18 protein-coding genes, 1 tRNA gene and 1 other annotated feature are annotated in these 19,543 nt (G+C 40.8%); of the genes, 2 read left to right on the top strand and 17 right to left on the bottom strand.

The features are described from left to right. Nucleotides 1-24: 24 nt before the first annotated feature. Genes leuB through ilvB form a run of 5 tightly spaced genes read right to left on the bottom strand, consistent with a single transcriptional unit; the run spans nt 25 to nt 6,000 of the window. Complete coding sequence (gene leuB, locus AC0KTX_RS03655) at nt 25-1,140, bottom strand: 3-isopropylmalate dehydrogenase (protein ID WP_474250880.1); 1,116 nt, start codon at nt 1,138-1,140, stop codon at nt 25-27. A gap of 27 nt (nt 1,141-1,167) precedes the next feature. After that, a complete protein-coding gene (locus tag AC0KTX_RS03650) occupies nt 1,168-2,709 on the bottom strand; it encodes a 2-isopropylmalate synthase (protein ID WP_474250879.1) in 1,542 nt (513 codons plus the stop codon). Continuing rightward, complete coding sequence (gene ilvC, locus AC0KTX_RS03645; RefSeq protein WP_474250878.1) at nt 2,696-3,721, bottom strand: ketol-acid reductoisomerase; 1,026 nt, start codon at nt 3,719-3,721, stop codon at nt 2,696-2,698. Before ilvC ends, AC0KTX_RS03650 begins: the two co-directional genes overlap by 14 nt. A 45-nt stretch (nt 3,722-3,766) precedes the next feature. After that, on the bottom strand, nt 3,767-4,282 hold the full coding sequence (gene ilvN, locus AC0KTX_RS03640; protein ID WP_474250877.1) for an acetolactate synthase small subunit: 516 nt from the start codon (nt 4,280-4,282) through the stop codon (nt 3,767-3,769). Then, a complete protein-coding gene (ilvB, locus tag AC0KTX_RS03635; RefSeq protein WP_474250876.1) occupies nt 4,279-6,000 on the bottom strand; it encodes an acetolactate synthase large subunit in 1,722 nt (573 codons plus the stop codon). Before ilvB ends, ilvN begins: the two co-directional genes overlap by 4 nt. A 76-nt stretch (nt 6,001-6,076) precedes the next feature. After that, nucleotides 6,077-6,332, bottom strand: a binding site (T-box leader). A gap of 1,009 nt (nt 6,333-7,341) precedes the next feature. Between ilvB and AC0KTX_RS03630 the strand changes: the two genes are divergently transcribed. Then, nucleotides 7,342-7,797 carry a DUF1284 domain-containing protein gene (locus AC0KTX_RS03630; protein ID WP_474250875.1) on the top strand — a complete coding sequence of 152 codons (456 nt, stop codon included), beginning with the start codon at nt 7,342-7,344 and terminating at the stop codon, nt 7,795-7,797. Nucleotides 7,798-8,146: 349 nt separating this feature from the next. On the opposite strand, the gene AC0KTX_RS03625 is transcribed toward AC0KTX_RS03630, so the two are convergent. The 11 genes from AC0KTX_RS03625 to AC0KTX_RS03575 all read right to left on the bottom strand — a co-directional run bounded on the left by AC0KTX_RS03625 (nt 8,147) and on the right by AC0KTX_RS03575 (nt 16,729). Further along, nucleotides 8,147-8,220: transfer RNA gene (locus AC0KTX_RS03625), tRNA-Arg, on the bottom strand. A gap of 123 nt (nt 8,221-8,343) precedes the next feature. Beyond that, nucleotides 8,344-8,847 carry a metallophosphoesterase family protein gene (locus AC0KTX_RS03620; protein ID WP_474250874.1) on the bottom strand — a complete coding sequence of 168 codons (504 nt, stop codon included), beginning with the start codon at nt 8,845-8,847 and terminating at the stop codon, nt 8,344-8,346. After that, nucleotides 8,844-9,443 (bottom strand): XTP/dITP diphosphatase, encoded by a 600-nt coding sequence (locus AC0KTX_RS03615; RefSeq protein WP_474250873.1) that lies wholly within the window; start codon nt 9,441-9,443, stop codon nt 8,844-8,846. The genes AC0KTX_RS03620 and AC0KTX_RS03615 overlap by 4 nt, the downstream gene beginning before the upstream one ends. Continuing rightward, nucleotides 9,440-10,207, bottom strand: coding sequence for a ribonuclease PH (gene rph, locus AC0KTX_RS03610; RefSeq protein ID WP_474250872.1), 768 nt, complete (start codon nt 10,205-10,207; stop codon nt 9,440-9,442). The genes AC0KTX_RS03615 and rph overlap by 4 nt, the downstream gene beginning before the upstream one ends. A gap of 109 nt (nt 10,208-10,316) precedes the next feature. Beyond that, a complete protein-coding gene (locus tag AC0KTX_RS03605) occupies nt 10,317-11,399 on the bottom strand; it encodes a GerMN domain-containing protein (protein WP_474250871.1) in 1,083 nt (360 codons plus the stop codon). 104 nt (nt 11,400-11,503) lie between these two features. Next, a complete protein-coding gene (gene racE / locus AC0KTX_RS03600; RefSeq protein WP_474250870.1) occupies nt 11,504-12,322 on the bottom strand; it encodes a glutamate racemase in 819 nt (272 codons plus the stop codon). 10 nt (nt 12,323-12,332) lie between these two features. Further along, entirely contained in the window at nt 12,333-12,773 is a 441-nt protein-coding gene (locus AC0KTX_RS03595) for a MarR family winged helix-turn-helix transcriptional regulator (protein WP_474250869.1), read from the bottom strand. Nucleotides 12,774-12,902: 129 nt separating this feature from the next. Next, nucleotides 12,903-13,127, bottom strand: a complete 225-nt coding sequence (gene gerE, locus AC0KTX_RS03590; protein WP_474250868.1) for a spore germination transcription factor GerE — start codon at nt 13,125-13,127, stop codon at nt 12,903-12,905. 410 nt (nt 13,128-13,537) lie between these two features. Further along, the gene (gene sdhB / locus AC0KTX_RS03585; RefSeq protein ID WP_474250867.1) at nt 13,538-14,302 is read right to left on the bottom strand and encodes a succinate dehydrogenase iron-sulfur subunit; all 765 of its coding nucleotides are present in this window, start codon (nt 14,300-14,302) and stop codon (nt 13,538-13,540) included. 29 nt (nt 14,303-14,331) lie between these two features. Further along, nucleotides 14,332-16,083, bottom strand: coding sequence for a succinate dehydrogenase flavoprotein subunit (gene sdhA / locus AC0KTX_RS03580; protein WP_474250866.1), 1,752 nt, complete (start codon nt 16,081-16,083; stop codon nt 14,332-14,334). A 37-nt stretch (nt 16,084-16,120) separates the two neighbouring features. Continuing rightward, the gene (locus AC0KTX_RS03575) at nt 16,121-16,729 is read right to left on the bottom strand and encodes a succinate dehydrogenase cytochrome b558 subunit (RefSeq protein WP_474250865.1); all 609 of its coding nucleotides are present in this window, start codon (nt 16,727-16,729) and stop codon (nt 16,121-16,123) included. Nucleotides 16,730-17,065: 336 nt separating this feature from the next. Between AC0KTX_RS03575 and AC0KTX_RS03570 the strand changes: the two genes are divergently transcribed. Continuing rightward, on the top strand, nt 17,066-17,530 hold the full coding sequence (locus AC0KTX_RS03570; RefSeq protein WP_474250864.1) for a YslB family protein: 465 nt from the start codon (nt 17,066-17,068) through the stop codon (nt 17,528-17,530). Between the two features lie 45 nt (nt 17,531-17,575). Here AC0KTX_RS03570 and uvrC read toward each other — a convergent pair whose 3' ends face one another. Then, nucleotides 17,576-19,348 (bottom strand): excinuclease ABC subunit UvrC, encoded by a 1,773-nt coding sequence (gene uvrC, locus AC0KTX_RS03565; protein WP_474250863.1) that lies wholly within the window; start codon nt 19,346-19,348, stop codon nt 17,576-17,578. Nucleotides 19,349-19,543 lie beyond the last annotated feature (195 nt).

The following is a 19,543-nucleotide window of genomic DNA, read 5'->3' as shown; positions in this document are numbered from 1 at the left end:
AATATGTTCTGTTGAAAAAATTCCTTAGCTTTCATAGGATTCAATCATGCTAATAATGGAATAATCTTCGGCAATCCCTTCGATGATCGCTTCTATCATTTCATTTGTATGCAGATATGATTCGCTATTTTTCGCCAAATCTTTCGTTTGTTTTCCTGAATTTAATACATTTTCCACAGCTTTTTCAATTGCGCTCGCTTCTTCATGAAGATTAAAAGAATGACGCAGAAGCATGGCGCTTGATAAAATCATTCCGATCGGGTTTGCAACATTTTGTCCGGCAATATCAGGGGCTGATCCATGGACGGGTTCATATAAATGCAGCCCGCTGCTGGATAAACTTGCCGATGGCAGCATGCCTAGTGATCCGCTGATCATGGATGCTTCATCACTCAATATATCGCCAAACATATTTTCCGTCACAATAACATCAAACTGGCCCGGTTTGCGAATCAACTGCATGGCGGCATTGTCAACGAGCATATGCTCCAATGCCACTTCAGGATATTTAGCAGCCGTTTCTTCAGCAATTTCCCGCCACAGCTTGCTAGTTGTTAACACATTCGCTTTATCAACAGAGACTACTTTCCCTCTCCGTTTTTGCGCTATTTGAAAAGCAGTCTCAAGGATGCGCTCAATTTCTTTTCGCTTATAAAACAGAGTGTCGACAGCGGCCTCTTCACCGTCTGAGTGAAGCCTTTCGCTCGGCTTTCCGAAATAAAGCCCGCCAGTTAATTCCCGAACAATGACAAAATCAACGTTTTCAATGTACTCCTCTTTTAATGGCGACGCATCTCGAAGGGATTTATAAGTTTTAACAGGGCGAAGATTCGCAAACAAATCAAGCTCTTTCCGGATTTTCAGCAAACCTTTCTCCGGACGCAATTCCGGGGGATTGCGATCCCATTTAGGACCGCCTACCGCACCAAGCAGCACGGCATCGGATGAACGGCATAATGCAAGAGTTTCATCCGGCAAAGGATCGCCGCATTGATCAATTGCTTCCCCCCCGATGAGGCCGTAAGCAAATTCAAATTCATGTTGATAATATTTTCCGACCGCTTTCAGTACTTCAATAGCTCCGTTTGTTACTTCCTTCCCTATTCCGTCTCCAGGTAAAACAGCAATCTTTTTCTTCACTTCCGCTGCCCTCCCTTTATGCTGGCATTATACAATCGTCCGTTGATTTTCCTTCGCCATATGTTTCACCAATATGGCACGGTTTACAGCATTAATATAAGCTTTGGCTGAAGCTTCAAGGACATCTTGGGCAATGCCTCTTCCGCCCATTTCCAAATCGTCGACCTTTACTTTTACATATACTTGAGCCAATGCATCGCGTCCCCCTGAATTGGACTGGATGCGGTAGTCTAATAAGGTGACAGATTGCTTCATACAACGCTCAAGCGTGTTGTAAACAGCTTCTACGCTTCCGTTGCCCGTTCCGGCTTCTTGGATAACGGCATCTTGTGTTTTCAGCGTCACCGTTGCTGATGGGATGCCTGTTGTGCCATAAGTAACTTGAAGTCCAGTAAGTTCATATGTTTCATCTTCACCGGTCAATTGCTCATCCAAAACCAATGCAACTAAATCGTCTTCTGTCAATTCTTTTTTCTTTTCAGAAAGTTCTTTAAATGCATTGAATAATCGGTTGATTGCTTCATCATCCAATTCGAATCCAAGTTCATAAAGCTTCACTCTGAAAGCGTGGCGTCCGGAATGTTTTCCAAGCACTAAGCTATTGGACTGCACACCGACAAGTTCCGGCGAAATAATTTCGTAAGTAGTTTTTTCTTTTAACACGCCGTCTTGGTGAATCCCGGATTCATGGGCAAAAGCGTTTTTGCCAACGATCGCTTTATTTGGCGGAACGATCATTCCGGTCAGCTTGCTCACCATATCACTTGTCCGTTTGATTTCATTCAGTTTAATGTTCGTTTCAACTTGGTAATAATCTCTGCGGATATAAAGAGCAACAGCAATCTCTTCCAAAGCTGAATTGCCGGCGCGTTCTCCAATTCCGTTAATCGTCCCTTCTATTTGCCCCGCTCCATGTTCGATCGCGCTGAGGGCATTTGCGACAGCCATTCCTAAATCATCATGGCAATGAGCAGACAAAATGACTTGGTCGATATTTTTGACATTCTGTTTCAAATAGTCAAAAATTTTCCCGTATTCGATAGGGTTGATGTAGCCGACTGTATCAGGAATATTGATGACTTTAGCGCCTGCTTCGATTACCTTTTCGATAATTTCAGCCAAAAAGTCAAGTTCTGTGCGGCAGGCATCCTCCGCAGACCATTGAATAATCGGGAAAAACTTTGCGGCATATTTTACCGATTCAACCGCTCGTTCAATTACTTGTTCTTTTGTCATTCTTAATTTGTATTCTCGATGGATCGGCGATGTCGCAATAAATGTATGCAGTCTGGGCTCTGAGCCGTCTTTCAAAGCCTCCCAAGCTGCATCAATATCTCTTTTAACCGATCTTGCCAACCCCGTAACAGAAGAGTTTTTGATCGTTTTGGCGATTTCCTGAACGGAGCGAAAGTCTCCAGGAGATGAGGCAGGGAATCCCGCCTCAATGATATCCATGCCAAGTCGCTCCAATTGCTTGGCAATTTCCAGTTTTTCTTTCAAATTGAGGTTTACGCCTGCGGATTGCTCCCCATCCCTTAAAGTTGTGTCAAAGAAGTTAATTTTTCGCACTATTTACCACCGCTTCCTTATTTTTCGGCTTTACAAACGGCATCATCTCTCTTAAAACTTTGCCAACTTGCTCAATTTGATGTTCATTTTCACGTTTGTTAATCGCCGTAAATTGTGGTCTGCCGACTTGGTTTTCCATAATCCATTCTTTCGCAAATTTGCCTGTTTGAATATCTTTCAACACAGCTTTCATATTTTCTTTTACATGTTCATCCACTACGCGCGGGCCTGATACGAAATCTCCCCATTGAGCTGTATCGGAAATGGAGTATCTCATGTTGGAAAGTCCGCCTTCATACATTAAGTCGACGATTAATTTTAATTCATGCAAACATTCAAAATAGGCCACTTCAGGCTTGTAGCCTGCTTCCACTAGCGTTTCGAATCCAGCTTTGACAAGTGAAGTCAAACCGCCGCAAAGAACAGCTTGCTCACCGAAAAGATCCGTTTCGGTTTCTTCTTTAAACGTTGTTTCCAGAACACCTGCCCGTGCTGCTCCGATTGCTTTTGCATATGCAAGTGCCAATTCCTTCGCTTGGCCTGTTACGTTTTGTTCAACAGCTATTAATGCTGGAACTCCCGCACCTTCTGTATAAGTTCTTCTTACTAAATGGCCGGGACCTTTAGGAGCAACTAAGAACACATCCACATCATTTGGCGGAACAATTTGATTGAAATGGACGTTGAACCCGTGGGCAAATACGAGAGCATTTCCTGATTTGAGTCCTGACTTTATTTCATTTTCGTAAAGTTCTTTTTGCTTTTCATCAGGAACAAGCACCATGATAATGTCTGCTTCTTCAACCGCTTCACGGACTGTTTTAACTTCTAAACCGTCTTCCTGTGCTTTCTCAAAAGATTTCCCTTTTCTAACGCCGACAACGACATCAACGCCGCTTTCCTTTAAATTCAATGCATGGGCATGGCCTTGAGATCCATATCCCAAAACAGCCACTTTTTTTCCATTTAATACTGCTTCATTGATATCTCCGTTATAATATACTTTTGTCATCTTGATCTCTCCCTTTCACTTTAAAAATTTTATATTAAATATGATTTAAACAATTGATATGTTTTTTTCCTGTTGCAATCTTTGATTTCCTCTAGGAAAGGCAGTTAACCCAGTTCTTGCTACCTCTTTTATGCCATACGGTTTCAGCAAATCTATTAAAGCTTCGATTTTATTCGGTTCTCCCGTTACTTGCACGACCACGCTGTCCTTGCTGACATCAATAATCGAAGCTCTGAACGGTTCGATCACGCCGTATATTTCCATTCTCGTCGATGGATTGGCAACAACTTTGATTAAAGCCAGTTCTCTTGCTACAATTGATTGATTGGTTATATCCATCACTTTTAGGACATCTATTTGCTTATTTAATTGCTTAGTAATTTGTTCAACTTCTTTTTCTTCTTTCACATTCACAACAAATGTGATTCGGGAAACACCTTCTACTTCCGAATGGCCGACAGAAATGCTTTCGATATTATAATTTCTTTTTGTAAAAAGGCCGGTAATTCGGTTCAGAACTCCTGATCTGTTCATAACTGTCAGCGTAATAATCCGCTTCATTTTTTAATCCCCACCATTTCATTCAATCCTTTGCCAGGTGCAACCATTGGATAAACGTTTTCTTCAGATGCCACAACGACTTCAATCAGTTCAGGTTCATCACTTGCCAAGCTTTCTTTCAACACTTTCTCTAGATCTTGATTGTTTTGCACTCTAGCCCCTTTAATTCCGAAAGCTTCCGCTAATTTAATAAAATCCGGCTGAGCTTGAAAGACGGAATGGGAATAGCGTTTTTCATAAAAGAGTTCTTGCCACTGACGTACCATTCCGAGCGAATTGTTGTTCAGAACGACCACTTTGATTGGCAGATTATGCTCTCTAATAACAGCAAGCTCCTGGAAGGTCATTTGAAAACCCCCATCTCCCAATAAAGCGACAACCGTTCTATTGCGGTCGGCAAATTGCGCGCCGATGGCTGAAGGGAGGCCAAAGCCCATCGTACCAAGTCCGCCTGAAGTAACCCATCTGTTTGGCGCATTGAAGCGGTAATATTGCGCAGCCCACATTTGATGCTGACCGACATCTGTCGCCACAATTGCTTCTCCTTTTGTTAGTTCAAATATTTTTTCAATCACTTCTTGCGGTTTTATCTCTTTTTCTGACTTTTCATACCATAAAGGATATTCTTTTTTATAGTCATCCAAATGCTTGATCCATTTTTGATGATCCCCTTGTTTTCCCTGTTGTTCCACTAAAAGCTTCAAAACATATTTCGCATCGCCGACAATCGGTATTTGCGTTGGTACATTTTTGCCAATTTCAGCCGGATCAATATCGATATGGGCTACCGTTGCATTCGGTGCAAAATGTTTAAGATTTCCTGTTACTCTGTCATCAAAACGTGCTCCGATGCTAATCAATAAGTCGCATTCATAAAGTGCCATATTGGCGGCATATGTCCCGTGCATTCCAGCCATTCCTAAGAAAAGAGGATGATCAGCCGGAAAACTGCCTAAGCCAAGAAGCGTATTTGTAATTGGGATTTGCTGTTGTTCAACATATTCTCTCAACTCATTAGCAGCATTGGCAAAAAGTACTCCCGCACCTGCCAAAATGACAGGCTTTTTTGCTGCGCTGACAGCTTCCACCAATCGGCGAATTTGCAAATAATTAGGTTCCAAAGTCGGTTGATATCCAGGCAATGAAACTTCGATATCATAATTGAAAGTGCCTTCTGTTTGCACAACATCTTTCGGTATATCGATCAAAACCGGTCCAGGGCGCCCTGTCGTAGCAATATGAAACGCCTCTTTGATGATTTTTGGCAAATCGTTGATGTGACGCACTTGATAATTGTGTTTTGTAACAGGCATCGTTATTCCAATCACATCTGCTTCTTGGAAAGCATCAGAACCGATCACGGTTGTTGCTACTTGTCCTGTAAAGACTACGAGAGGCAATGAATCAATCATCGCATCAGCAAGCCCTGTCACCAAATTGGTTGCTCCTGGTCCTGAAGTTGCAATGACTACTCCGGGTTTTCCGGAAATTCTTGCATAACCTTCTGCTGCGTGAATGCCTCCTTGCTCATGTCTCGTCAACACATGAAATACTCCGGAATGATAGAGTTTATCATATATCGGCAAAACCGCTCCTCCAGGATAGCCAAAGATAACTTCGACATTTTCTTTTTTCAATGCTTCAATGAGCATTTCCGAGCCCGACATAATTGTTGTTGTACATTTGGTTTTCTCATCCAATTGTACATTTGCAGCCATTAAAATATCCTCCTTTTAGACAGATGTGATGAAAATGAAAAACCTTCTCACCCCAAGCAGCCTGATATAACAGACTAAAAGGGGCGAGAAGGTTTATTTCCCGCGGTACCACCCTTCTTCGTGGCGCATGCCACCTCACGAACGGTTTGAACCGTTCTTTTTACTAACGAGTGCTTCGAGAAAACACACCCGGCCCACCCTACTAGCTTCATCAGCGTTCGAATCGGCACTCTGAGGCGAGTTCATCTTTGGTGACAACACCGGTTTCCAGCTGCCCCGGCTCTCTGCAGTTATCAAGGCCAAAGATTACTACTCCTCATCATCGTTTTCATCTATTGCAATAATAAATATTTTTTGAAAAATCGGTTTTTGATTGTTTATTTGAGCCTTATAATACGCTTATTTTTTTAAAGTGTCAACACCATTTTATGAATTGTTCGATTTTTTTCATTAAGCCCAAATAGTTGATAGCGTTTACATGATGATTGTATCAACACTTTTAACAGTCAAAAAATTTTTAACGCAAATAAAATTCACACCGCCATTTCAATTTTTAAAAAAGATTGAATTCCCAACCCGTAAACAAAAAACAGTAGAATTCATTCAGTTAAAGATCATTTCATTTTTCCCCATTTTTCTATAAATATTCCCGCAAATGAACTGGCGTTTTTTAATACCCGCTTCGTTGTAAAAGTGAATCCTTTAAGCCTTGTTTATTGCCGCCATTCCCCTCCAAGAAGCCTGTGTTCTATTTCTACTTAACTTTCAAAATCATGTATGTTAACATAGTATGAGAATAAGTTTACATAAAAGAAGCGGTTAACCTCCCTATGGAGAAAACAAAGTCAAGAAAAATGGTCATTGCAGTTTTTTACTGTCATCACAGTTATTTTGAAATTCCCCTTCCCCTATGTTCCGATTAAGGGGCAAAATTAGCAGTTAAATTAACCGCTATATTGGCAGCGTATACGGCACGATTTCAATGCATTGTTATGCATTAAGAGGAGCAATAGGCTTCCTTTAGTTACTGAAGTATTAATCGATCCAACCGGCGGATACATTTTTGGATTTTGCAACGGGCTTAATTTTTAGAAAAAACTACTTTTAACCTCACAATTGCCACGGGTCGCAATACGATTGGAATGTTGATTACATTATAATTCGGCTCCATCCAAATTAAAGTTCGCGCTTAATATGGAATGAGGGCAAGAAGCGGCTGTTGGTGTCTATCCATTTATTCTAATCGGTTTGAGAAAAGCTTTTCTGGCCGATTGGATCGGGATTACAGTAAGAATTCGATTTTTCATGTAAATCCAATTCGAATGGAAAGAGTGATCGTGGATGAATAGAAAAAAATTTAAGAATGGCCGGGTGCTCCGAGGACATCATCTGTTGTGCGTTCATGGTTTTCGCGGAATGGGCTACAGTCCAGCATTTATTGAAAAAATGCACGATTTGGTAACGGAGATCAACAATCATGAGATAGATTTTCCAATCAAAGTTGTTGTCGGTTTAGATGAAGCCTGTTTTTATTGCCCGCATAAAGGCGATGGTGTTTGCAATTCCCCTAAGTCAAATGCTTTTGTCACCCACTTGGATGAAAAAGTGATGAATCATTTAAACCTTGAAAATGGTGAAATTTATATGAAAAACGAGCTTGTTTCTCTTGTTGCCAATCACGTTTATCCGGACGATCTTGATTATTTGTGCGAAGGATGTTCATGGCTCAGTTACGGTGTATGCAAGGAGGGCATTGCTCTTTTAAAAAAAAAGATTTCTAATCAAAAAAATGGATAAACAAAATGGACTGTTTTGCCTAAAATTGGCGTTTTCCTTTGCTAAAAAACCCCTTTCTTGATAAAGCGTTCTTCTTTAACAAGGTTTTATCTATTATGATGTTTCAAAAAGGTCGCGGGACAAAGAAAGAAAAATTATTATGCTCATATCGTTAAAGAGTTTCGTGAATAAGATCAAGAAAAAACAGCAAAAGTGTTTTCTTCAATGGATGTGTAATGTGTAAAACGAAATCACTTTATACCGTTTTTCATCGCATTCTTAACAAAAGAAAAAAGCTCATAAACATTGATATATCAACGTTTATGAGCATATGTAATAAATTTGATCATATTCAAAATCAACATAATAGCGTCCCAGGAGAGATTCGAACTCCCGACCGACGGCTTAGAAGGCCGCTGCTCTATCCAGCTGAGCTACTGGGACATGACATATTATTTGATAAAATCCTGAAAGACAATTTTTATTATATTTTTATCAAGCAGGAATGTCAACCCATTTTTCAATTTTTTGAGGGAGAAAAATCTCCCTCGCTAATAGTAAGCAACATTAAAGCATCGTGGACAAGTTAGAAACAATCTCTCCATTAAGATCGTAAAATTCTACGATTGCTTGGCCATTGGTTAATTCTAGTATAACATATGTTTTTTCTTTTCGCATCCTTGGCAGAAAAATACTGCCAGGATTAATAAATAAAATGCCATCGATCACCTCAGCGCCAGCTATGTGAGAATGTCCGAAACAAACAATCTTTGCTTGTTGTTCTTCCGCACGGTATTTCAGCTTCATTAAATTCATTTTCACTGAATATAAATGCCCATGTGTAATGAAAAAACGATATGAACCGATGGACTGAATGATTTCGTTAGGGAACTTTGCTTCAAAATCGCAGTTGCCTCTAACAATCAGCATATCCTCAATGGGATCGGCACCTTTAGGCAATTCTGAATCACCGCAATGAATAAATGCGTCGACTTCATGCTTGTGCCGCCTTTTTATTTGCAGCAGTTCTCCCGTAAGACCGTGACTGTCACTGACAATGAGTACCTTCAAAATTCATCTCTCCCCAGTTTTTCGATCATTGCTTCCAATTTTTTTAAAGCCTTTCCCCGATGGCTTATTTCGTTTTTTTCGCTTTTTTCTAGTTGGGCCATCGTTTTTCCTTTATCCGTTAGAAAAAAAATCGGATCATAGCCAAAACCATTGCTGCCAATTGGTTTCATTGCAATTTCTCCTTCACAGACGCCTTCCACCGTAACGGTTTTTTCACCCGGCACCGCCAGCGCCAAAACGCAAACAAACCTTGCCTTACGATTCTTCACGCCTTCCATTTTTTTTAAAACTTTTTCTATGTTTTTCCGATCGTCCTTTTCCATCCCTGCATAACGGGCTGAATAGACACCAGGTTCACCGCCTAGGGCATCAACGGCAAGTCCTGAATCGTCCGCAATAACCGGTTTATGAATCATTTGACTTATAGTTTCTGCTTTGAGAACGGCATTTTCTGCAAATGTCTTCCCTGTTTCTTCTACTTCGGGCAGTTCCGGATAATCCAACAACGACTTGACGAGAAAGCCTTTTTTTCCGAACATTGTCCGAAATTCTTCAACTTTTCCTTTATTTTTGGTGGCTATGATGAATTCTTTCATGAACGCTCCTCTTTTCGTTCTCTATTTTCGTCAATTTTCCCTGTCCAATCCCCGATTGCTTCTTTTTGTTTTTCGATCAGCTCCATGATTCCTTTTTCCGCGTATTGCAATAACAAATTCAGCTGCTGCCGCGAAAATGTGGATTCTTCACCTGTTCCTTGAATTTCGACAAATTGGCCGCTCGATGTCATGACAATATTCATATCGACAACTGCAGAAGAGTCTTCTTCATAATTTAAATCTAATATCACCCCATGCTCTGGAGCAATACCGACGGATGTTGCAGCTAGAAAATCTGTGACCGGGAATGTTTCTAGGACGCCTTCCTTAAACAGTTTTCCAAGGGCAAGGCATACAGCAACAAATGCTCCGGTAATGGACGCTGTTCTCGTGCCACCGTCAGCTTGAATCACATCGCAGTCAATCCATATCGTTCTTTCCCCTAATTTTTCCAAATCGACCACCGCCCGGAGACTGCGGCCGATTAAACGCTGAATTTCCATTGTTCGCCCCGAAATCTTTCCTTTTGATGATTCACGAATGGTTCTTTGTGCTGTCGCCCTAGGAAGCATTGAATATTCCGCCGTAATCCATCCTTTGCCTTCACCGCGCATAAAAGGAGGGACCCGATCTTCTACGCTTGCTGTGCAAATTACTTTTGTATCTCCGACTGTAATTAAAACAGATCCTTCAGGATGTTTTAAATAATCGGCTGTGATCGTTACCTTCCGTAATTCATTTTGATTTCTGCCATCAAGGCGCATTTATTTTCCCTCCCATTAAAATGCTGCTATGTACGTCGACATGAAAGAAGAGGCAGCTTTCAAGCTAGCCTCTAGTACTTCATTCTTATAGTATATCAAAAATGGTTGTTTAAAAACTACCGGTGTTTATATTCGCAGGCCTTGAAACGGGTTCTGATAAACTTTTGCCGTCCTCGCTCACAATATCTTGTTTTCCATTGACCATTAAGGAAACTTTTTCAATGCCTTGTTGTTCCGTTAAAGTTAAAACAAGGGAATTTAGCACATTGTTTGAAACGATTTTTTTCTCCTCATCGTAACTCCCGTAAATAGCCTCATTAAAATTTAGCGTTACATGGCCATCTTCGTATTTTGGCTTATCAATTAGTTTGACGTCCGGCTGAAATTCGCTTAACAGTCCGCTGGAATGATCAGGTCCAGTAACGAGCGCATTAACGGCGGCAACGACAGGGTCTTTTTCTTCGTTGCTGATCCTTTTTGTCACTGGCACATAATAGATTTGCTCCCCTTCTTCCCCTACATAATAGACGGTCAGCGGATATGTGTTCGTAATATCGACGGCATCGCTCGTTTCAATATTAATTCCATCTTCTCTTGTTGCTCCATCGCCAATCGGTGTTCCGTTTACAGGCATTTCTTTCAACTCATGTCCATTAATCCAAAGTTTCACTCGTTCAATATTGTTAAACTGCGTCAATGTCCATGTGATCGCCTGCAAAATTTTTTCTTCATCTTCTGGGCGGTAATTGCTGAATTCCTTTGAAAAATCTACAATGGCTGTTCCGTCTTTTATATCTACTCCTTTTATTTCCGTATCTTCAGGCAAAACTGCTCTAAACCCGTTTGGAAGAATGTTTGTCACCGGACCGCCGGCAACTAAGTACTCTAGAGCTTGTTTGGCAACTTCCTTTGTATTGGGAAGTTCCAACGTTTGCGGCGCAACCATTCCGTTTTTGTCAATTAAATACAACACTCTTTTGACCGTTTCTTTCGTCGCCTCTTCTTTTCCGCCTGCTTCAGATTGGGCGTTGTCAAGATTTTGATCAAGTTGGCCGTCTTCTTGATAGGTGATTTCTTGCGGTGGATCTATTTCCTGTTCGGTCTGCTTGCTGGTTAAAGACGAACACCCCGATAGCAAAACGAAAGCAGCCAATGCTGTTGATGTAAATTTGGCCCGTATGCGGTTAGGCATTGTAATCCCTCCTATGGCAGTTTGTACTACTATGTATACGAGCATTCAAAAAAAATAGACCAGCCCCCACAAAAAATCATTTATTAGAATAAAAAACAGCTTGCTCAATCCGAGCAAACTGTTTTTTCCAATTCGATATGTTTTATATTATGAATCTCATATCCAAACCATTTTGAAGCTATTTTTTGAAACAAGTCCATTGAACCAGTCGTTAAATAAAGATGCTGCTTTGTTCCTTCTTCTTTATTTAAATAATGATGAAAAGCCAATATTGCGCTTACTTCCCGAGCCGTTTCAACTCCAGAAGCAATGATTTTCACATCATCCCCCATAATTTTTTGTATGAAAGGGCTTAAAAGAGGATAATGGGTGCAGCCCAAAATGAGCGTATCTATTTTTTTCCCCTTTAAAGGCAGCAGCGATTCCCTGACAATCTGCTCCGCATGCTCCCCTTCCAATTCTCCACTTTCCACTAACGGGACAAATTTAGGGCATGCAAGGCTTTCCACAATAACGTCGCTGTTAATCATTTTCAGGGCACGGACATAGGCTCCGCTGGAAATGGTTCCTTCGGTTCCAATCACGCCAATATGCCCCGAGCGAGTAACTTTCAAAGCAGCTCTAGCTCCTGGCTGAATGACACCAATAACAGGAATGTCAAGTTGTTGCTTTATTTCCTTCAAGACCATGGCTGTCGCCGTATTGCACGCAATCACGAGCATTTTTATATGAAATCGGGAGACTAAATAATTGGTCATTTCCCAAGTAAACTTGCGAACTTCCGTTTTCGGCCTTGACCCGTAAGGACAGCGGGCAGTATCCCCTAAATAGATCAATTCTTCCTTTGGAAGCTGCCTCATCAATTCTTTTAATACTGTTAAGCCTCCTACTCCTGAATCAATTACTCCTATTGGTCTGTTCAAAAAATCGCCTCTATTCTATCATTTCTTGTTGCAATTTCTTTAAAGAATTTTTCAATTGAATAATTTCCTCTTTCGAGAAGTTTCTCAGTACACTCTTTAAATAATTTTGCCTCTTTTGCAGCACTTCTTCAATGACTGCAATTCCTTCCTGCAAAAGATGAACGTGTACAACACGGCGATCCCTGTCATCCCGCACTCTTTTCACCAAATTGTTTTTCTCCATCCGATCTATCAAATCGGTCATCGTGCTATAAGCAAGAAACATTTTGTTTGAGAGCTCGCCTATTGTCATATTTCCGTATTCCCACAAAATTAACAGCGCTTCAAACTGGGGCGGAGTAATGGAATAATCGCTGTAAATTTCCCGCCCCTTTTTTTTCACAATGATTGAAATATCGCGGAGACATTTTTCAATTTCCTCTACATAATTCAAGCCGCTCGCCATGTTCATACCCTTTCTTGATTAGTAAAAGCGTAAGATCACATCTATTGTCCATTTTTTTATGTAAAATTTCAAGTACTGTTCAAAAAAAGAGCAATCCATAAAAAGGGCAGCCTCAAATTTGCGGCTGCCTCTTGGTTATAACTTTAATTCACCCATTCTCAGAAGCTCTACAACGGCTTGTGAACGTCCTTTTACTCCCAATTTTTGCATTGCGTTTGAAATATGGTTTCGAACAGTCTTTTCACTGATAAAAAGTTCACTGGCTATTTCTTTTGTTGTTTTATCTTGCACCAACAGTTCAAAAACTTCTTTTTCTCTTTTCGTCAGCAGCGGTTTGGATTGAAATTCTTTCTCTTTCAAGTATGGTAACCCTCCTTGGCAGGTGAGAAGCCAGCCGAATAGGATGGATATAGAATTGTCAACATATACTATGTATTGTTACGGATGACTGTGACAAGATTGTGGCTTGCAGTGCATTTTTATGTAAAAAACCATTTCTGAACAAAAGAAGATATTCGACCAAGAAAAAAGACGTCTGACCTGTTATTTACTGTCAGGGCAATCAGGAAAAAGCATTTCCCAGGAAAAGTCGCTTTCAATTGATCATTCCCAAATGGAAAGGATTTTGCCCTCAATACAATCAAATCTTAGCCAAAAAGGTAAATGAATCATTTCCTTTTTGAAACAATCCAATACGTGAAAGCAATCCATCACACAAACGTGATCGTTGCAAAGAAAAAAGCGCCTCAGAAAAGAGGCGCTCCGGTTCATTAACTGTCAATATAGTCACTTCCAAAGAACTTGCGAAAAGAATGCAAAGTCGCTTCTCTGTTTAAGGCAGCAATCGATGTCGTAAGCGGAATTCCTTTCGGGCAAGATTGGACGCAGTTTTGTGAATTTCCGCAATTCGCCAATCCACCATCGCCCATGATCGCTTCAAGGCGCTCCGATTTATTCATAGCGCCAGTCGGGTGAGCATTAAACAACCGGACTTGAGACAATGGTGCAGGGCCGATAAAGTTTGATTTGCTGTTTACATTCGGGCACGCTTCGAGACATACACCGCAAGTCATGCATTTTGAAAGCTCATATGCCCATTGGCGTTTTTTCTCAGGCATTCTAGGCCCCGGTCCCAAATCATATGTTCCGTCGATCGGAATCCATGCTTTCACTTTTTTCAGCGAGTCAAACATCCGGCTTCTGTCCACTTGAAGGTCGCGGATAACCGGAAAGGTTCTCATCGGTTCCAAGCGAATGGGATGTTCTAACTTGTCAATCAAGGCCGTACAAGATTGACGCGGTTTTCCGTTAATCACCATTGAACATGCTCCGCAAACTTCTTCTAAACAGTTCATATCCCAAGCAACCGGGGTTGTTTTTTCGCCTTTGGCGTTAACAGGATTGCGGCGGATTTCCATTAAAGCCGATATAACGTTCATATTCGGGCGATAGGGAATATCAAATTCCTCTTGGTATGGTTCAGAATCCGGACGATCTTGTCTTGTGATAATAAACCGTACAGTTTTTTCACTCATTTGTTTCTCCCCCTTCTTTTCTCCATTCCTTAATGTTTCTTCGTATAGTCGCGTACACGAGGTTTAATGAGTGAGATGTCTACATCCTCATAATGGAATTTGGGAGCTTCTGTTAAACCTGCAAAAGATGCCATTGTCGTTTTCAGCCATTCTTCATCGTTCCGCTCCGGAAATTCCGGTTTATAATGAGCGCCTCGGCTTTCATTGCGGTTATAGGCCCCCAAGGTGATGACGCGGGCCAAAACTAGCATGTTTCTTAATTGACGGGTAAACGTTGCCCCTTGGTTGCTCCATTTGGCTGTGTCATTAATATTAATGTTTTCCCACCGTTCCATAAGTTCTTGTATTTTTTCATCAGTTTTCAAAAGTTTATCATTGTAACGGACAACTGTAACATTTTCGGTCATCCATTCGCCTAGCTCTTTATGCAATACATAAGCATTTTCATTTCCATCCATCTTCAAAATTTGATCCCATTTATCTTGTTCCTCTCTGACGCGTGCATCATAGAGGGATGATGATAAATCTTCTGCTGATTTTTCCAATCCGTTCATATATTCAATCGCCTTCGGCCCAGCAACCATACCGCCGTAAATTGCCGACAGCAATGAATTGGCGCCAAGACGGTTTGCACCATGTTGCGAGTAATCGCATTCCCCTGCTGCAAATAAGCCCGGAATGTTTGTCATTTGATCATAGTCAATCCACAAACCGCCCATTGAATAGTGGACAGCTGGGAAAATTTTCATTGGAACTTTTCTTGGATCTTCTCCCATGAATTTCTCATAGATTTCGATAATTCCGCCAAGTTTTATATCCAGCTCTTTCGGATCTTTATGGGACAAATCAAGATAAACCATATTTTCCCCGTTAATGCCGAGCTTTAAGTCAACGCACACATGGAAAATTTCCCGTGTTGCAATGTCGCGCGGAACAAGATTGCCGTATGCAGGATATTTTTCTTCAAGGAAATACCATGGTTTTCCATCTTTATATGTCCAAATCCGTCCTCCCTCTCCACGTGCAGATTCACTCATTAAGCGCAGCTTATCATCGCCCGGAATAGCAGTAGGATGGATTTGAATAAATTCGCCGTTTGCATAATAAGCGCCTTGCTGATAGACAATCGAAGCTGCCGATCCTGTATTGATAACGGAGTTTGTCGATTTGCCAAAAATTATGCCGGGTCCTCCGGTAGCCATAATGACTGCATCGGATCGAAAAGAGCGGATCTCCATTGTCGTTAAGTTTTGAGCTACAATACCACGGCAACGGCCTTCGTCATCTTGAACGATCCCTAAAAATTCCCAACCCTCATATTTTGTCACTAATCCTGCCACTTCATGGCGGCGAACCTGCTCATCCAAAGCATAAAGCAGCTGCTGTCCAGTCGTTGCCCCAGCGTAAGCTGTGCGGTGATGTTGTGTGCCGCCAAAACGGCGGAAGTCAAGCAATCCTTCAGGTGTACGATTAAACATAACACCCATGCGATCTAAAAGATAAATGATGCCAGGTGCGGCCTCACACATTGCTTTAACAGGCGGCTGGTTTGCAAGGAAGTCTCCGCCGTATATCGTATCATCAAAATGAATCCAAGGAGAGTCACCTTCACCTTTTGTATTGACTGCTCCGTTAATGCCTCCTTGTGCGCAAACTGAATGCGACCGTTTTACAGGCACCAACGAAAACAAGTCAACACTTACTCCAGCTTCTGCAGCTTTAATGGTTGACATTAAACCGGCCAAACCACCGCCGACAACGATTAATTTTCCTTTACTCATTTGGTCCACTCCCTTTAGTATTGCAATATTTGTTAGATTAGACAAAAGCAAAAATTGCGCGAAGACCTACAATGGAAAGCAACAAAAAAATGGCCATAGTGACATAAGTTGAGATTTGTTGAGATCGAGGAGTAACAGTAATTCCCCAGCTTACAGCAAAAGACCACAGACCGTTGGCAAAGTGGAAAATAGCTGATAACACCCCAACAATATACAAAGCTAAATTAATAGGATTGCTTAAAATTGATTCCATCATCTGAAAGTTCACATCTGCACCAAACATTGCTGCGATTCGAGTTTCCCATACATGCCATGCAACAAAAATAAGGGTGATAATACCAGTAATCCGCTGAAGAAGGAACATCCAATTGCGGAAATAGTTAAAACGGCTCACATTGTTTTTGGCCGTAAACGCAATGTAGATCCCGTAAATTGCGTGGTATAACAGAGGAAGGAAAATAATAAAAATTTCAAGAAAATAGCGGAAAGGCAAATTTTCCATGAAATGAGCTGCATTGTTGAACGCGTCTTCCCCTTTTGTGGCAAAATGATTGACAGTTAAGTGCTGGATTAAAAAGACGCCGATCGGAAAAACTCCTAAAAAAGAATGTAGTCTGCGATTCGCAAATTCTCTGTTACCAGACATCTGCTTTACCCCCCATTTTTTAATAACTATAATGTTTTAAAATTCATTCTTCCCCCTGTTTTGCTTGGCATGTAATCCATCTTCCCGACAAAGTTTGACGAAATCTTAAAATAATATGACAAATTCATTGTACTCTCATAAAGTAGGAGCGTCAAGAAAACGGCTACAAAAAGAAAATTTTGCCCTAAATGGTGCAAGGCTTGAAACTTCTATTTTGTTCAAAAATTGATTGCAAATTTATTTTTTTAATATACTTGAAATGAATGTTGTGAAAGTTCTTTCTTCGATCTCCAAAACTGTTATAATATAATTGTTCATTAGAAAGAGGGGAAACGATTGAAAGGGCAATCATACCATGATTATTTAAAAGCGCTTGGAGAACTCAATTTGCATTCATTCAGCTTTACACTGCTACGCGATCATTTTATTCCGGAGTTGTTAGGCAGAGAGCAGCAGACTATTTTGTATTGGGGGGGCAAGCAGCTTGCGCGCAAATTCCGGCTGTCCACGCTGGAAGAATTAATATCTTTTTTTCAGACGGCAGGATGGGGCCATCTGCAAATCGTTCATCAAAAAAAGAATGAAATGGAACTCGAATTAACGAGCAAGCTGATTGAAGAAAGAATGAAGCTTTCACCCGATTTATCATTTCAGCTGGAAGCAGGATTTATCGCCCAACAAATTGAGCAAATGAAAGGCTTTGTGACGGAAGCCCATGAGGAAATTAAAAAACGGGCGAACAAAGTCATCATTTCAGTGAAATGGGATGAAAAAGACACCATTCAACCCGTTCTGCCGTAATAGTTTCCCCCGTTTCTCACGTGGGTGAGAAGGGGGATTCTCTACTCACCCTTTCAAATGCCTTAATATATTCTCCGCCACATTCTCAGGCATCCCGGCTTTTTTTAGCTCCTCAACGGATGCCTTTTTCATATTTTCAACAGAACCAAACGTTTTCAGCAATTGTTTTTTTCGCTTCGGTCCTACACCCGGTATTGTATCTAAGACAGATTTCAACGCGTTTTTTCTGTGAACTTGATGATGAAAACTGATGGCAAACCGATGCACTTCATCTTGAATGCGCTGCAGCAAATAAAATTCCTGGCTGTTTTTTGGAAGTTTTAACATTTCCTCTTGATTTCCCATGAGCAAATTGCTGGTGCGATGCCTTTCATCTTTTACAAGCCCAGCCACAGGAATATCCAGTCCCAGTTCATTCTCCAACACGTCGCTTGCAGCCGCCATCTGTCCTTTCCCGCCATCGACAATAATGAGGTCCGGCAAAGGCAGTTCTTCCTTAAGAACGCGGGAATATCTTCTTCGAATCACTTCCCGCATTGATTCGTAATCATCAGGCCCCTTTACCGTTTTCATTTTATACTTCCGATATTCCTTCCTTTCCGGTTTACCATCTATAAACACAACCATAGCAGACACCGCAGCCGTTCCCTGAATGTTCGAATTGTCAAACGCTTCAATTCGATGCGGCGTTGGGATTTTCAACTTTTCCCCTAAATTTTCAATCGCTTTAATTGTTCGTTCTTCATCCCTTTCGATTAGGGAAAATTTCTCCTGCAAAAAAATTTTGGCATTCTGATAAGCAAGCTGTACTAGCTCTTTCTTTTTTCCCCTTTTCGGCTTAATAACCTGAACATTAAAGAGCGCTTTGACCATTTCTTCGTTCACGTCTTCCGGAAGCAAAATTTCTTTTGGAAGAAAATGGTGGTTTTTTGAATAAAACTGGCCGATAAACGACAAAAATTCCTCCTCAGGTTCTTGGTAAAGGGGAAAAAACGATACATCCCGTTCAATTAATTTTCCTTGTCTGATGAAAAATACTTGAACGCACATCCAGCCTTTATCATAGTCATAAGCAAACACATCCCGATCGATGAAATCGTTGAATACCATTTTCTGCTTCTCCATCGTTGCTTCGATGTTGGCAATTTGATCACGATACTCTTTTGCTCTTTCAAATTCAAGATTTTCTGCTGCTTCCATCATTTTCTCCGTTAATTCTTTTTTTACTTCTTTATAGCCCCCATTTAAAAAGCGGATAATGCTTTCAACCATTTGCTTGTTCGTCTCTTCTGGAACTTTATTGACACAAGGGGCGAGGCATTGACCCATATGATAATATAAGCAAACGCGATCAGGAAGCGTGTTGCATTTTCTAAGCGGATACATCCGATCAAGCAGCTTTTTTGTTTCCCTTGCCGCCTGAACGTTCGGATAAGGGCCAAAATATTTCCCTTTATCTTTTTTTACCTTCCTCGTCACGATCAATCTTGGATGGCGTTCAGCAGTAATTTTAATGTATGGATAACTTTTGTCATCCTTTAACATCACATTGTATTTTGGATCATATTTTTTAATTAAATTCATTTCTAACAGCAATGCTTCTATATTGGAGGAAGTAACAATATATTCAAAATCGGCGATTTCTTGAACAAGCCTTAATGTTTTGCCGTTATGCGATCCTGTAAAGTAAGAGCGAATCCGGTTTTTTAATACTTTCGCTTTTCCGACATAAATGACTGTACCATTTTTATCTTTCATTAAATAACAGCCCGGTTTATCCGGCAGGATCAACAGCTTTTCCTTTAATAACTCATTCATGCTACAACCACTCCATGTTCATCCTTCTAAGCTCTATTGTACATCAATTTTTGTTTATGCAACCTTTTGGCAGAATTTATAATAACATTTATTTCATTGAATAAATATGATATAATTTCCAATACTTCAGAGGGGTTAAGTGAAATGTATCTCATGTCTAAAGAAATAAGGACTTTTCCTTCGTTCAAGTAATGA

The sequence above is a fragment of the Aeribacillus sp. JST-2 genome (genome assembly GCF_056032925.1).
Note: the sequence above shows the minus strand (reverse complement) of the source record. Positions and strands in the feature narration are given on the sequence as shown.

Bases quoted from the DNA above. Each gene is read 5' to 3' on its own strand.
- AC0KTX_RS03630 (WP_474250875.1), top strand. From the start codon at position 7,342: ATGAATAGAAAAAAATTTAAGAATGGCCGGGTGCTCCGAGGACATCAT.
- ilvB (WP_474250876.1), bottom strand. From the start codon at position 6,000: ATGGCTGCAAATGTACAATTGGATGAGAAAACCAAATGTACAACAACA.
- AC0KTX_RS03605 (WP_474250871.1), bottom strand. From the start codon at position 11,399: ATGCCTAACCGCATACGGGCCAAATTTACATCAACAGCATTGGCTGCT.
- uvrC (WP_474250863.1), bottom strand. From the start codon at position 19,348: ATGAATGAGTTATTAAAGGAAAAGCTGTTGATCCTGCCGGATAAACCG.
- sdhB (WP_474250867.1), bottom strand. From the start codon at position 14,302: ATGAGTGAAAAAACTGTACGGTTTATTATCACAAGACAAGATCGTCCG.
- ilvN (WP_474250877.1), bottom strand. From the start codon at position 4,282: ATGAAGCGGATTATTACGCTGACAGTTATGAACAGATCAGGAGTTCTG.
- ilvC (WP_474250878.1), bottom strand. From the start codon at position 3,721: ATGACAAAAGTATATTATAACGGAGATATCAATGAAGCAGTATTAAAT.
- AC0KTX_RS03615 (WP_474250873.1), bottom strand. From the start codon at position 9,443: ATGAAAGAATTCATCATAGCCACCAAAAATAAAGGAAAAGTTGAAGAA.
- sdhA (WP_474250866.1), bottom strand. From the start codon at position 16,083: ATGAGTAAAGGAAAATTAATCGTTGTCGGCGGTGGTTTGGCCGGTTTA.
- AC0KTX_RS03595 (WP_474250869.1), bottom strand. From the start codon at position 12,773: ATGAACATGGCGAGCGGCTTGAATTATGTAGAGGAAATTGAAAAATGT.
- AC0KTX_RS03575 (WP_474250865.1), bottom strand. From the start codon at position 16,729: ATGTCTGGTAACAGAGAATTTGCGAATCGCAGACTACATTCTTTTTTA.
- rph (WP_474250872.1), bottom strand. From the start codon at position 10,207: ATGCGCCTTGATGGCAGAAATCAAAATGAATTACGGAAGGTAACGATC.